Below are 14,713 nucleotides of genomic sequence, written 5' to 3' on the forward strand. Positions count from 1 at the left end.
AGGCTAACGGCAGCAAGGGAGGACATCAACGCCTGCTGAACCGAAAAAGCGCAGGCATTTGTGGGACTTGCCTGCGCCTTGTCGAAATTGCGGATCCGATTATTCCGCTGCGTCTTTCACCGCCATCGGGTTGTTCGGGTGGGTCGTCCAGTTGGCGTAGTCCTTTTCCACCACCTTCTTGGTCCGCGGATCGATGCTTCCAGGTGCCATGGCGTCCATGGTGATGCAGTTTTCGACCGGACAGACGCTGACACACAGGTTGCAGCCAACGCACTCCTCATCGATCACCTCGAACCGGCGTTCACCGTCGACCATGCTGGTAATCGCCTGGTGGGACGTATCCTCGCAGGCAATGTGGCAGCGGCCGCACATGATGCACAGGTCCTGATCGATCTTGGCCTTGGCGATGTAGTTGAGGTTCAGATACTGCCAGTCGGACACGTTCGGAACCGCGCGGCCAACGATCTGGTCAACCGACGTGAAGCCTTTCTCGTCCATCCAGTCGCTGAGCCCGTCGATCATGTCTTCGACGACCTTGAAGCCATAAGTCATGGCAGCAGTACAGACCTGGACGGAGCCAGCGCCGAGGGCCATGAATTCGGCCGCATCGCGCCAGTTGGTGATGCCCCCAATGCCGGAGATGGGCAGGCCGTGGGTTGACGGGTCGCGGGCAATCTCGGCAACCATATTGAGCGCGATCGGCTTGACGGCCGGCCCGCAATATCCACCGTGAGCCCCTTTACCGTCGACGGAAGGCGACGGTGACATGATGTCCAGATCAACACCCATGATCGAGTTGATGGTGTTGATCAGGGAGACGGCATCTGCGCCGCCTGCCTTTGCCGCCTGCGCAGGTTTGCGAATGTCCGTGATGTTGGGCGTCAGCTTGACGATGCAGGGCATGCGCGAGTGCTGCTTGACCCAGCGGGTCACCATCTCGATATATTCGGGAACCTGGCCGACCGCCGATCCCATGCCACGCTCGCTCATCCCGTGAGGGCAGCCGAAATTCAGCTCAACTCCGTCCGCACCGGTTTCCTCGACGCGCTTCAGGATGTCGATCCAGTTCTGTTCCTCGCATGGAACCATGAGAGAAACGACCAGCGCGCGGTCCGGCCAGTCCCGCTTGACCTGCTTTATTTCGCGCAGGTTAACTTCCAGCGGCCTGTCGGTGATCAGCTCGATATTGTTCAGACCGATCAGTTGCCGGTCCTTGCCGTGAATGGCGCCATAGCGCGGACCGTTGACATTGACGATGGCCGGGTCTTCGCCGAGTGTTTTCCAGACGACCCCGCCCCAGCCGGCCTTGAAGGCTCTGACGACATTGTATTCCTTGTCCGTCGGCGGCGCCGATGCCAGCCAGAACGGATTCGTCGATTTGATCCCGATGAAATCCGTGCGCAGATCAGCCATGGGTATTCTCCCTCGATTCCGCAGTCGCTTGCGCTTGTCCGCTCAGGGCAGCGTGAATGCTCTCAGCGGCTATCTTGCCGTCTTCAACGGCAGTAACCGTGAGGTCTTCGCCGCCAAGGACGCAGTCGCCCCCGGCCCAGACATCGCCGAGGTTGGTCTTGCGATCGGCGTCGACGACGATGCGCCCCCGTTCGGTCTTGATCGACGCATCCAGGTCGTCCAGCACCAAAGTCTGCCCGACCGCCTTGAACACCATGTCTGCCGGCAGCGTCAGAAATTCGCCGATGCCCTGAAGACTACCATCTTCTGCGGTTCGGGTCCTTTCCAACTCGATCGAGTTGACATGGCCGTCTTCGACAACAAGCGCATGTGGTTGTGCACTGGTCAGGATTTTGACGCCGGTGGTTTGAGCAAGTTCCTGTTCAAATTTCGACGCATTCATCCGGTCCTGTCCGCGCCGGTAGACGATCGTAACGTCGTCGGCACCGAGCAGTTTCTTCTGGACCGCGATATCAACTGCCGTCATGCCGCCGCCGATGACAACGATGTGCCGGCCGACGGGAAGCGATGCCAGATCGTCCGTCTGCCGCAGATCGGCGATGTAATCGACTGCGTTCAGAACGCCGTTGTGGCCTTCGTTGTCCTTGTTCAGCGCGTTCACGCCTCCAAGTCCGACACCAAGAAACACCGCGTCATAGGTTGCACGAAGCTCTGCGAGATCGAGTTCCGCCCCAAGCCGCATGCCGGTTTTGAGTTCGATGCCGCCGATTGAAAGAATGAAGTCCACTTCACGAGCAGCAAAGTTGTCGACGGTCTTGTAGGACGCGATGCCGTATTCGTTCAGCCCGCCCGCCTTTTCGCGAGCGTCGAACAGCGTGACGTCATGACCGTGCACGGCCAGACGGTGGGCGCAGGACAAACCCGCTGGTCCGGCACCGACAACCGCGACTTTCATGCCTGTCGGCGCGGCACGGTTGAATGGGGTGGTGTCGTGCCCGGCCATATAGTGGTCTGTCGCATGACGCTGCAATTGCCCGATCTTCACAGGCTTGCCTTCAGCAACTTCGCGCACGCACACCTGTTCACACAGCGTTTCTGTTGGGCAAACCCTCGCGCACATGCCGCCGAGGATGTTCTGTTCAAAGATCGTCTTTGCCGAACCGTCAGGATTGCCGGTTGAGATCTGGCGTATGAACTGGGGAATGTCGATGCCGGTCGGGCACGCCTGCACGCACGGCGCGTCATAGCAAAAATAGCAGCGGTCGGCCTCGACCTGCGCCTCATGAGGTTCCAGCAACGGATGGAGGTCGCTAAAGTTCTCCGCGTATGCATCCCTCGGCAGGCGTCCGGGCGAGATATCCGGGCCGGCTTTCGTCTGGGTCATGTAGATCTCCGGAAGGTTGGCGATCGTATTTCAAGGGCGGCTTCCTTCGTTTTTTGAGGAAGCTCGAAAGCCTATTGGGCAAAAATTTGAACACTTAGTCAAATATTTTTAGAACAATTAAAAACTTGAGGCTGATATTCAGCAATTAAATTGCTGCGAACACAGTGGGTTAAGCCAATTAAGTGGCATGATTAAATTATAGTCAAAGTTCCGGATTCTCCAAATCGCTTTGGGACTTGAGCGTCAGACCTGCGCATTTTGGAAAGTCGGCTTAGATAGAGCGCTGAAACAGAAGAAATTCGGACGATCCATTTGAGCGCAAGATCGGTCTACCGAAACGGACAAGGAGCGCGCGCACCGCCAGTACCAAAAGGCTCACTGGCCAAAAAACGGAAATCAGAAAGACGCGCATCAGGCGCGATGGAGTGCTCGCGACATTTTCCAAGAGTTCCGCGGAAGAGACAATCAGGAACACCAATGTGAACGCGCCATAGAGTATGGCGCCGGCCAAAAATCCAAAAAACATGTTACTGCCCACCTTCGGCTACGCGACGCCGCAATCCGGAGCCTTTGCCCATCTGCCCGGATGCGGAGTTTACCGTTACGTCAGGCTTTCGATCATAGCGCGGTTTGTGGCTGAAACGCCGCACGGAAGGGCGGGGAAGGATTTGGTTTGAAGTTATACCCAGAAAAGGCCGAATTGTTTCAGGGGCATCTTTAGAGAGACAATCAGAAGTTTATTCAAGGTTGTATTGACGGATCTTCGCACCACAAACAGCTCGCTTTGGGGAACAAAAATCGTCAGCGGTCCGGTGCATAAACTGACGACCCGCGGTCACTCGGCATACCAGAGACGCGCCTTTTCAGCGCCACGTTCAATGATGACATGACCATTAGCAAAAACGCGGTAGCTGTGGCTCCAGTCGCCATCCGGCCACTTGATCCTGACATTTGCCCTTTCCGCGACACCAAGACCGAAATGAACGAAACCCAGTTGACCGGAGGCGTGGCCCGCACCGATCTGGATGTCCTTTACGAGGGTGCGGTTGCCTGTCTTCACACTGATCTTGGCCCCAACGGCGCGGGTATTCGAACGGCCCGGCTGCCGGACATCGACGGCCAGCCAGTTGCCGAGCGGCCTCGGAGTATCGGCCTGTCCCTGACCAAGGTTTCGGAACAGGCTGACCGGCGCCGCGCGGTTGACGACAACGAGATCGAGCAATCCGTCGGCGTTGAAATCCGCAAGACCGGCGCCACGGCCCCTGCGGTCCAGTCCGATCCCGGCATGGTCGCCCGCCTCGGTGAACTTTCCTGACCATTGCCCAATCAGCAGATTGTCCGGATCGAAGGCAGCAAAATCGGGCATCGCTTCAACATTGCCCTTGGCGATGTAAAGATCCCAGAGACCATCATTGTTGACGTCCTGGAACTCGGAATGCCAGCCGGTGGAAGGCTTCAGGTCTTCGCCCTTGTAGGGGCGATGCGCGGTCACGCCGAGATCGAACGCAACATCCTGATAGACCGGGACCGTTTCGTCGGTTTCAGCGTCCAGTTTCTGGAGCTTTGTATCGCCCATGCTTGTCAGGGCGTATTCGGGAAAACCATCCACATCGAGATCGATGGAGGCAATGCCCATGCCCCAGATCTTCAGGTGTTGCCAGCCATCTGTCTTGCGATAAGGGCGCGGTGGCCGCCCGGGCGGGACAGCCCAAAGCTGCTCCTGTCCACCCCTGTAGTAGTGGCGGTCGTTGGAAATACGCAAGGCGGCTTCGCCGGAGCGGTTCCAATCTGTAAAGAGGATGGAAAGCGCGCAGTAGCCCGGTGACAGCCGGGTTGCATTGGGAAAGGTGACGCTGCCGGTTTCACCCTGTTCCGGGCGGTACAGGTAGTTGTCGTGACAGGTGCCCCAAGGCGATCCCGGCTGCGAGCGGTCGACATAGTTTCCGAAGGCCAGGGTCGGATAATCGAGACCCGCCTCGTAGGTTGCGGAAAACGCGGTCGTCCAGTTGCGGCCGCCATCAAAGGCCAGAGCGCGGTTGGCCACCTCGAATGTGCAGTCGCCCTGTCCTTTCAACAGAAGGTTTTCGCCGAGCCGAAGCAGGACCAGGTCGAGCACATCGTCATTGTCGAAATCGAGTGGATATGCGCCAAGCACCCTTGTTGACTGTTTGTCGCCAAGGCCACTTGGCACGGGCGAGAATTCCAGCGGACCGGCTGTGGCTCCAGTGTTTCTGTAAAGCTGCGAAGGGTTCTTTCCGCCGGCCAGAAAAAGATCCGGTCGCCGGTCGCCGTCACAATCGAAGATCGCGACACCGCCGCCTACAAAGAACTCCCAGGCGCCGTCATATGTGTGATCGACGCCCGCATCCAGCGCTTCCTCGACAAACGCCGGCACCGGTGCGAGGGAGGCTTTTGCTTCTTCAGCCGTTGCAGGAGAAAAAGCTGATAGCGACGCGATTACCGGTGACAAGCCGGCGGCCAAACGGATCAGACGGGTCATTGGGAAATCTCCAGGGCGCGCAGGAAGGCGATGACCGATTGCCGGTCCTTTTCGTCGAGCGCCGAGTAGGTTTTCCGGCTATCGGCTGCCGCGCCACCATGTGCGAGGATTGCCTCGTTAAGCGTCGTCAGGTCGCCGCGATGCCCGTAAGGCGCCGTGCTGCCGATGCCCCAGAGTTCGGCAGTGATGAAAACATCCCTTGCCACGAACCTTTGCGCGAGAAGCTCGTTGCCGAACGTGTCTTTTTGCGCATCTGCAATCTGGTGCCGCTTCAGGTCTCCATAGAGCGGTACAAGCACGCGCCCCTCGCTATCGCGCGGCAGCTCCTTGACCCAGTCAAGAGTTGAAAGATCGAGGGCCAGCGGCGTGTCCATGTCGCTTTGTCGCAAGGTCCCGGCGGTGTCGAGCGGCCCCGGATCGTGAAACACGAGAGAGTCGAGCGGAAGCGCCGGAATGTGACAGGAGGCGCAGCCAATGTCGTTGAAAACCTTCTCGCCGCGTTCGCTGGCTTGGAGCCAGATGTCGGGAAGGTCATCTTTTCGCGTCGGCGCGGGCAAGGTCGCCTGCCAGGCAACGAGAGCGGAGATCTGGCCCGGTGTCATTTCCGACGCAACACCATCGCCATCGAAATCGTCTGTACCTGTCCACTCGGGGCCGAACCGCTCGCTCGGCTGAATGCCGTGATGGGCATTCATGGCATTGACGGTAAACTGCCGAAGCGAGGCAAAGACGCCTTTCTGGCTGAAGGGCCGAATGGTGAGGTCGTCGTCAACTCCGTCAAGACCGGAAACATCCAGTGTTCCATCCGGATAAGCCGTGAGCTCTCCGAAAGTGACACCCTTTGTCTGCAACGACGTCTTTTGGGGCTCTGCGCTGCTGCGCGCAGCTGCGAGCGCGTCTTTCCTTTGTCGCCGCAAATCATGGGTCATTTCACGGGCAAGCAGCTCGATCAGCCCGGCGCCCTGGATCGCGTTGGTGTTGCGCTCGTTTGAAAATTGCGGGTCTATCGTGTCGAAATCGGCACTCTCGAACCCTTCCGATACGAACACGTTCGCGGTGAAGGACCCGGCGCCGCCGACGACAGGCTCGTTGTGGCAGGAGGCGCAGGCATTGGCGTCCGGTCCGGCTAGCCTTTGAAACGTCAAATGAGACTGGCGGCGAGGCTTCGTAGGAACAATGGCGCCTGTCGCATCCGGTCGCCCTGCTCCGTCAAGGCTTGTGAACTTGGCGGAGAAGAGGTGCTCGCCAAGCGGCTGAAGTATGGGGATCGGGTCTTTGCCCGAGGCCGCAAGGGCTTCAATGTCAATGTCTTCCTGGATCGCCTTTTCGCTCCAGGGTGGCAGACCCGGGTCGGCGAAAGCAGTCGCAAGGACACCCTGTCCGGCAACGAAAATTGCGAATGCCAGTCTGGAGAAACGCGTCACGCGAGCACCCCCGTGCTGTCCGAAGGCGAGGGGGTCTTCATCGGGCGCGATGCAAACCCGAGGAAGTCCTTGTCCAGCCGTTCCATGGATTGCGCAATGAGACCGCTGCGGATGAAGTCTTCGTTCCAGGGCATGACATCGAGCGTGAAATTGTTGCGAAGGTCTGCGACCAATGCTTCTTCAAGGCCCTCCCACATACCGTTCTCCATGAACGAGAACGCGCGTACGGCGGCGCCCGTCAGGACAAGCCGCTTCGGGTCGATCATCGCGACGACCCGGGCAATCCCGTAGCCAAGCACGCGGCCGGCATCTTGAAAGGCTTTGAGCGCGTCCTTGTCGCCAGCGGCTGCCTTTTCGAGCAACTTGGCCAGTCCGCGGACGCCGGCCCTGATGGTGACCGGATCGGTGTCTTCAGGCAAATGGCTTGCAGCCCGGACGAGTGCATAATCTGCAAGATAGGCTTCCAGGCACCCCCGCTTGCCACACCGGCAGAGCGCACCGCCCGGAACGTGGTTGGCGTGACCGAACTCAGCGGCGCGTCCGCTGGCACCTGGAAAAAGCTGGTTGTTGAGGTAGAGCCCCATGCCGACGCCGTAGTCGAGCATGATCACAGCGAAAGTTCCGCTGTAACGGCCGGGATCCGACCAGTGCAACGCTTCGGTGATCATGTTTGTGTCGTTGGAGATATAGCTCTGCGCTCCGAAGGCGCGCTGCAAGGGGGCCACAATCGGGATCTTGCGGCCCGCAAAGGCTGGGCTCCAGGCGACCTGGCCTGTTTCCGTCTCAACAACCCCCTGCGCGGCAACGCCTATCTCCTGGACGCGGCTCGCTTCAACACCGGCCTCTTGCAGAAAGTCCCCGATCGCATCGACCAGCGTTTCCGGAAAATTGGCTGCATCGGCTTCGGTACTGTCGAATTTGCAGCGTTTTTCGCGCATGACATTGCTGGAAAAGTCGACCAGCGACAGGTCGATATTGTTGACCGAAATTCGGGCTCCGATGATGAAAGCGGCATCCGGATTGAGCTTCAAAAGGGTTCTTGGACGACCGCGCGCCTGGTGCGTTTTGGGCTCCTCGCTCTCCAGGCTCAGGATCAGCCCCTGGTCGAGAAGATCTGATGTGATCGCCGTGACCGTTGCCGGACTCAGCCTGGTGATCTGGCCGAGATCGATCCGGGCCATCGGACCGCTCCGGCGCAGGGCCTGTAGAACAATACTTCGGTTTTGTCGCCGGATCTGATCCCGGTCTGCCTTGCGTTTCATGCTCGCTCAGCTCTTCCCAAGGTGTTTCCTCATCACCGGGTTTTTCCCGGTTTTTCGCTGCTCGTCGACGATTATCATGTCCCGAGGAGCAAAGTTTTGCAAAACCATGTTGACAGGAGCGGCCCTTTCCTGCAACTTTTTTTCGGACACCAAAAAAAATAACAATAAGGCTGTCCTATATGTGGCACCGCACAAATGGTGCCCACGAAGAAGACGCATTTTTAGGCGCGGCCGAAAGAGTAACCGCGCCAACTGGAGGAAACATCGCAATGCGTAAGATCACCATTTTGTTGGCGGGCGCCCTTATGTCCGCGACCGCTCTGACAGCAGCACAGGCTGCCGACGTTGTTGTTGGCGTGAGCTGGTCGAACTTTCAGGAAGAGCGCTGGAAAACAGATGAAGCTGCCATCAAGTCCGCTCTGGAAGCTGCTGGCGCAAAGTACATTTCTTCTGACGCCCAAAGCTCGTCCGCGAAACAGCTGTCCGATGTTGAAGCTCTGATCGCTCAGGGTGCAACAGCCCTCATCATCCTGGCGCAGGACGCACAGGCCATCGGCCCGGCCGTCCAGGCTGCAGCGGACGAAGGCATCCCGGTTGTCGGTTACGACCGCCTGATCGACGACCCGCGCGCCTTTTACCTGACCTTTGACAACGTCGAAGTCGGCCGGATGCAGGCTGCCGAGGTTCTGGCTGCTGCGCCCAAGGGCAACTACGTCATGATCAAGGGATCGCCGACCGACCCGAATGCGGATTTCCTCCGCGGCGGTCAGCAGGAAGTCCTGCAGGCTGCAATTGATGCTGGCGACGTCAAGATCGTCGGCGAAGCGTACACCGATGGCTGGCTGCCGGCGAACGCACAGCGCAACATGGAACAGATCCTGACCGCCAACGACAACAATGTCGACGCAGTCGTTGCATCGAACGACGGCACCGCAGGTGGTGTTGTTGCCGCATTGACGGCACAGGGCATGGACGGCATTCCTGTCTCGGGGCAGGACGGTGACCATGCCGCCCTCAATCGCGTTGCCAAGGGTACACAGACCGTTTCCGTCTGGAAGGATGCCCGTGAACTCGGCAAGGCTGCAGGTGAAATTGCCGTTGCCCTCGCCGGTGGTTCGAAGATGGGTGACGTTGACGGCGCCGGTCAGTGGACCTCGCCATCGGGCACCGATCTGACCGCCAAGTTCCTTGCACCGCTTCCGATCACCAAGGACAACCTGAGCGCTGTCGTCGACGCGGGCTGGATCTCCAAGGACGATCTGTGCCAGGGCGTGTCCGGCGGTCCGGCTCCCTGTAACTGATCGATCTGAAACGCTCGGCCCCGATTGCACGATCGGGGCCGTTCACCGGAACTCTGCTAATCAGTTCCGCGGGTGGACCACCCGGCGCGAAAGCGCAATGGTCTCCAAGCAGGAGTTACCTCGATGTCCGACAGCGCCCTGCCCGGCGAAAAGAGCCCGGCAGCTAGAAACATGTTTGCCGCACTGCAGCTCGACACCCGTCTTCTGGGCATGATCGGGGCCTTTGTTGTTCTGTGCCTTGTGTTCAATTTTGTGACGGATGGCCGGTTCCTGACACCGCGCAATATTTTCAACCTGACGATCCAGACCGTTTCCGTGGCAATCATGGCAACCGGCATGGTCTTCGTCATCGTTACACGGCACATCGATCTGTCCGTTGGCTCCCTGCTCGCAACCGTCGCCGCCGTCATGGCGGTGGTTCAAACTGATATTCTCGCCCACCCCGATGTCCTTGGTCTCGGCCATCCCGCAATCTGGGTGCTGGCATTGATCGCCGGCGTTCTCGTCGGTGTGGCAATCGGTGCTTTCCAGGGCTGGATGATCGGCTATCTCGGCATTCCGGCCTTCATCGTCACGCTTGGAGGCTTGCTCGTCTGGCGCAACGTTGCCTGGTTCATCACGTCCGGACAAACTATCGGCCCGCTGAACGAAACCTTCACCATGCTTGGCGGCATCGGTGGAACGCTCGGTGAAAGCGCGTCCTGGATTTTCGGTATTCTTGCTGTCGCCATGGCCCTTTGGCTGCAGATCGCGTCGAGGCGGCGAAAGGCGTCACACGGTTTCCCGGTCAAACCGGCCTGGGCCGAGATCACACTTGGCCTTATCACCTCCGTCGCGATTCTCGGGTTTGTCGCGATCCTGAACGCCTATCATATTCCTGCGGCACGCTTGAGACGCATGTTCGAAGCGGCGGGCGAAACGATGCCGGAAGGACTGCAGGTCGGGTACGGCATTCCTTACTCGGTCGTCTTGCTCATTCTGGTGGCGGTCGCCATGACCGTGACCGCGCAGCGCACGCGACTTGGCCGGTACATTTTCGCAGCCGGCGGCAATCCGGACGCGGCGGAACTGTCGGGCATCAACACCCGCTTCCTGACCGTCAAGATCTTCGCCATCATGGGCGGCCTCTGCGCACTTGCTGCTGCCGTCGCCTCGGCCCGCCTCGGGTTTTCAACCAACGACATCGGCACGCTCGACGAGCTGCGCGTCATTGCTGCGGCAGTGATTGGCGGAACCGCCCTGTCCGGCGGAGTTGGCACCATCTACGGCGCTATCCTTGGCGCTTTGATCATGCAGTCGCTGCAATCCGGCATGGCCATGGTTGGGGTCGACGCGCCTTTGCAGAACATTGTCGTCGGTGTGGTGCTGGTCCTGGCTGTCCTGGTCGACATCATCTACCGCAAGCGTACGGGGGACTGAGACATGGAAACGCCTCTCGTAGAAATGAAGAACATGAGCATCTCCTTCGGTGGGGTGCGTGCGGTCGACAATGTCACTGTTGATCTTTTCCCGGGCGAAGTGGTCGGCCTGCTCGGCCACAACGGTGCGGGCAAGTCGACTTTGATCAAGATCCTCTCCGGGGCCTACAAGGCCGATAGCGGTGAGATCCTGATCAACGGCGAGGAAGTGCACATTCACTCACCGCGCGACGCGCGGTCCTACAACATCGAGACGATTTACCAGACCCTCGCTCTGGCAGATAATCTGGATGCAGCGTCCAATCTGTTCCTGGGCCGGGAAATGACCACGCCGTTCGGCTTTGTCGACGACGATGCCATGGAAGCCGAAACCCGGAAGATCATGGGCAGGCTGAACCCGAACTTCAAAAAGTTCCATGCACCGGTGAAAGCTCTGTCTGGTGGTCAGCGCCAATCGGTCGCCATCGCCCGGGCAGTCTATTTCAATGCCAAGATCCTGATCATGGATGAACCCACGGCGGCGCTCGGTGTTCATGAAACCCAGATGGTTGCGGAGCTGATCCAGGAACTCAAGAAACAGGGCCTCGGCATCTTTCTGATTAGCCATGACATCCATGATGTTTTCCAGCTCTGCGACCGGATTGCGGTCATGAAGAACGGAGAGCTGGTCGGAACCGCCAAGACAACAGACGTCACCGATGACGATGTGCTTGGCATGATCATTCTCGGCAAGTGCCCCCCGGGAGCGACGCCCGGACCGGGTGCGCTGGTCGAAGAAGCCGCCGCAAGTTAGGCAACCCGGCCCGCGGGACACTCGCGGGCAATCAGACCTCTGTTGCCGGATGTTTTCAGCCTGCAACACACACGACCCGCCGTAACCTCACAGCAGGCATTGGCATTCTGATTCGTATTTGAGGAACGCACCTCATGTTTATCGGTCTCGACATCGGTACCAGCTCCGTCAAAGCCATCCTGATTGGCGAGGACCAGTCCCTGATCGCTTCCGCGACTGCCGAACTCACCGTCCAGCGTCCCCATCCGGGCTGGTCGGAACAGGATCCGGAAAGCTGGTGGACGGCCTGCCAACTCGTCATGGACTCGCTGAAAGATCAGGTTCCTGCCGAAATGGCTGCAGTTACCGGAATCGGGCTTTCCGGTCACATGCACGGCGCCACGCTTCTGGACGAAACCGGAAAGCCGCTGCGCCCCTGTATCCTCTGGAATGACGGCAGATCCGGACGCCAATGCACCGAGTTGGCCGAGAGGGAACCGAAATTCATGAGCCTCGGCGGCAATCTCGTCATGCCGGGCTTTACGGCGCCCAAACTTCAGTGGGTGCGCGAAAACGAACCGGAGATTTTCGCCAAAACCGCGATGGTTCTCCTGCCGAAAGACTATGTCAGGTTCAGGCTGACTGGTGAGTATGCAGGAGACATGTCCGACAGCGCCGGCACGCTGTGGATGGATGTTGCCAGGCGTGACTGGAGCGACGACCTGCTGACAGCCACCGGTCTCAGCCGGGAAAACATGCCGCGCCTCGTCGAGGGGTCTGAGAGTTCCGGTAGCCTGACCGGGGATCTTTGTGCGCGCTGGGACTTCGAGACGGCGCCGGTTGTTGCCGGCGGCGGTGGCGACAATGCCGCCTCTGCCTGCGGCGTCGGAGCCGTCGATCCCGGATCCGCCTTTGTCTCGCTCGGAACGTCCGGCGTGCTATTCGTCACCAATGACCGGTTCTCGCCCAATGTCGAAGGTGCGGTCCATGCCTTCTGTCACGCTGTCCCTGACACCTGGCATCAGATGGGTGTGATCCTGTCGGCGACCGACAGTCTGAACTGGCTGTCCGGGCTTGTAAAAGCTTCGCCGGAGACCCTCACGTCCGGCCTCGGCCGGGTTGCCGGACCGTCTTCTGTTGCGTTTCTGCCTTATCTCGGCGGTGAAAGAACGCCGCACAATGATGTCGAGATTCGCGCCGGATTTGCCGGGATTTCGCACGAGACCGACGAAAGCGCCCTGACCCATGCGGTGATGGACGGTGTCGCCTTCGCCCTGAAAGACTGCCTGGAAGCACTCAGCGTGGCCGGGACCAGGATTGACCGGCTGCTCGCCGTTGGGGGCGGATCGCGATCCCGCGTCTGGCTCGAAATTATCGCCAGCCTGTTGCACGTTCCCGTCGATGTCCCCGTTGACGGAGACTTCGGCGCATCTCTCGGCGCGGCCCGTCTCGGGCAGGCCGCGGCTCTTCAAACAACGGACGGGATCTTCGGCAAGCCGGCGCTCAAGACCAGCATCGACCCGATCCGCGATCTGACTGAACCTTATGCCGAGGCCTATGGCCGTTGGCGCAAACTTTATCCGGCCTTCAAGCAGGCCGGCTTCTGAGGAGCGAAAAATGAGCACTGGATTCTTCGGCGATCTTCAACCGATTGCCTATGCCGGCCCGGAGAGCCGCGATCCGCTGACATACCGCCACTACAACAAGGATGAAATTGTCCTTGGCAAACGCATGGAGGATCACCTGCGGTTTGCCGTCTGCTACTGGCATAACTTTTGTTGGCCGGGCGGCGATCCTTTTGGCGGCGAGACTTTCCTTCGGCCCTGGATGGCGCCCGGTGGCGATCCGATGGATCAGGCTCGGCTCAAGGCTGACGTCGCCTTTGAAATGTTTCAGATCCTCGGGATGCCGTTCTTTACCTTTCACGATCGGGATATCGCTCCCGAAGGCAGCACGCTGGCCGAAAGCAATGCCAATGTGAACGCCATAGCCGACGTCTTTGAAGGGAAAATGGCAGACACCGGCATTGGGCTTCTGTGGGGCACGGCCAACATGTTCTCCAACCGCCGTTACATGGCAGGCGCGGCAACCAACCCGGACCCGGATGTGTTTGCCTATGCTGCCGCGCAGGTGAAGAATGCCATGGACGTGACCCATCGCCTGAACGGAGCCAATTATGTGCTCTGGGGCGGTCGTGAGGGCTACGAGACGCTGCTCAACACCGACGCGAAACGGGAATTGGACCAGCTTGGCCGCTTCCTCAACATGGTCGTTGAGTACAAGCACAAGATCGGGTTTTCCGGCACGATCCTGATCGAGCCGAAACCTCAGGAGCCGAGCAAGCATCAGTACGATTATGATGTCGGGACGGTGTTCGGGTTCCTGCAAGCCTATGGCCTCGAAAACGAAGTCAAGATGAACATCGAGCAGGGTCATGCCATCCTGGCAGGCCACTCTTTCGAGCATGAACTGCACATGGCGCGGTCCTTCGGCATTCTCGGCTCCGTCGACATGAACCGGAACGACTATCAGTGTGGCTGGGATACGGATCATTTCGGCATGAACGTGCCCGAGCTGGCGCTCGCCTATTACGAGATCTTGATGGGCGGCGGGTTCACAACCGGCGGAACCAACTTTGACGCCAAGCTGCGCCGCCAGTCGCTCGATCCGGTCGACCTGATCCAGGCCCATGTCGGCTCGGCCGATGCGATCGCCCGTGGCCTCAAGGCAGCTGCAGCGATCATCGAGGACGGCCGCCTCAAAGGATTCGTCGACGACCGCTATGCCGGCTGGCAAAAACCTGAAAACGCGGACATCCTGAACGGCGGCTCCTCTCTCGAAGCCCTCGCGGAACGCGTCCATGGCAAGGATCTGGAACCACAGCCGAAGTCAGGCCGCCAGGAATATCTCGAAAGCCTCGCGAACCTGTTTGCGTGACTTGGGTTTAAGGTCAGGTCGGGGTCGCTGATTGGGCTGGTGTTGGAGTTTGGTCGCAAACGTCAGTGTCGTCAGCTCATAAGTGCCGCGATTGTTGCGATCCTTATGGATACGCCAATGCGACCCGTTTTTGCCGAACGTGATCCACTGCTGTCCGGGTGAGCGAAAATTGGCGCTGTGGAGTGACCTGCAAACCGAGCGATCGTTCCGCGTCCCGGCCTGCTGCCGACCGGTATTGTGCCGTCATTTCATCGATATGCGCTCAAACGCACTCTCTCAATAGGACGGCAGTGGACTTGACC

The 14,713-nt window shown here is 59.3% G+C and carries 11 protein-coding genes; 5 read left to right on the forward strand and 6 right to left on the reverse strand.

What is annotated here, in order from left to right:
- Positions 1-99 precede the first annotated feature (99 nt).
- The 6 genes from preA to RBB47_RS24525 all read right to left on the reverse strand — a co-directional run bounded on the left by preA (position 100) and on the right by RBB47_RS24525 (position 7,902).
- Positions 100-1,413 carry an NAD-dependent dihydropyrimidine dehydrogenase subunit PreA gene (gene preA / locus RBB47_RS24500; RefSeq protein WP_305988539.1) on the reverse strand — a complete coding sequence of 438 codons (1,314 nt, stop codon included), beginning with the start codon at positions 1,411-1,413 and terminating at the stop codon, positions 100-102.
- Positions 1,406-2,797, reverse strand: a complete 1,392-nt coding sequence (locus RBB47_RS24505) for an NAD(P)-dependent oxidoreductase (RefSeq protein ID WP_305988540.1) — start codon at positions 2,795-2,797, stop codon at positions 1,406-1,408. The genes preA and RBB47_RS24505 overlap by 8 nt, the downstream gene beginning before the upstream one ends.
- A 271-nt stretch (positions 2,798-3,068) precedes the next feature.
- Positions 3,069-3,323 carry a hypothetical protein gene (locus RBB47_RS24510; protein ID WP_305988541.1) on the reverse strand — a complete coding sequence of 85 codons (255 nt, stop codon included), beginning with the start codon at positions 3,321-3,323 and terminating at the stop codon, positions 3,069-3,071.
- Positions 3,324-3,632: 309 nt separating this feature from the next.
- Complete coding sequence (locus RBB47_RS24515) at positions 3,633-5,297, reverse strand: CRTAC1 family protein (protein ID WP_305988542.1); 1,665 nt, start codon at positions 5,295-5,297, stop codon at positions 3,633-3,635.
- Positions 5,294-6,721, reverse strand: a complete 1,428-nt coding sequence (locus RBB47_RS24520; protein ID WP_305988543.1) for a di-heme oxidoredictase family protein — start codon at positions 6,719-6,721, stop codon at positions 5,294-5,296. The genes RBB47_RS24515 and RBB47_RS24520 overlap by 4 nt, the downstream gene beginning before the upstream one ends.
- Positions 6,718-7,902 carry an ROK family protein gene (locus RBB47_RS24525; protein WP_305988544.1) on the reverse strand — a complete coding sequence of 395 codons (1,185 nt, stop codon included), beginning with the start codon at positions 7,900-7,902 and terminating at the stop codon, positions 6,718-6,720. The genes RBB47_RS24520 and RBB47_RS24525 overlap by 4 nt, the downstream gene beginning before the upstream one ends.
- 350 nt (positions 7,903-8,252) lie before the next feature.
- Here RBB47_RS24525 and xylF point away from each other — a divergent pair, with 350 nt between their 5' ends.
- From xylF to xylA, 5 genes are all read left to right on the forward strand, one after another.
- A complete protein-coding gene (gene xylF, locus RBB47_RS24530) occupies positions 8,253-9,284 on the forward strand; it encodes a D-xylose ABC transporter substrate-binding protein (protein ID WP_305988545.1) in 1,032 nt (343 codons plus the stop codon).
- Between the two features lie 123 nt (positions 9,285-9,407).
- A complete protein-coding gene (locus tag RBB47_RS24535; protein WP_305988546.1) occupies positions 9,408-10,703 on the forward strand; it encodes a sugar ABC transporter permease in 1,296 nt (431 codons plus the stop codon).
- Between the two features lie 24 nt (positions 10,704-10,727).
- The gene (locus RBB47_RS24540; protein ID WP_371932851.1) at positions 10,728-11,495 is read left to right on the forward strand and encodes an ATP-binding cassette domain-containing protein; all 768 of its coding nucleotides are present in this window, start codon (positions 10,728-10,730) and stop codon (positions 11,493-11,495) included.
- A gap of 134 nt (positions 11,496-11,629) precedes the next feature.
- Complete coding sequence (gene xylB, locus RBB47_RS24545; RefSeq protein WP_305988548.1) at positions 11,630-13,081, forward strand: xylulokinase; 1,452 nt, start codon at positions 11,630-11,632, stop codon at positions 13,079-13,081.
- Between the two features lie 10 nt (positions 13,082-13,091).
- Positions 13,092-14,411 carry a xylose isomerase gene (gene xylA, locus RBB47_RS24550; RefSeq protein WP_305988549.1) on the forward strand — a complete coding sequence of 440 codons (1,320 nt, stop codon included), beginning with the start codon at positions 13,092-13,094 and terminating at the stop codon, positions 14,409-14,411.
- Positions 14,412-14,713 lie beyond the last annotated feature (302 nt).

Origin of the sequence: Roseibium sp. MMSF_3544 (genome assembly GCF_030732845.1) — a bacterium.
Taxonomy (GTDB): domain Bacteria; phylum Pseudomonadota; class Alphaproteobacteria; order Rhizobiales; family Stappiaceae; genus Roseibium.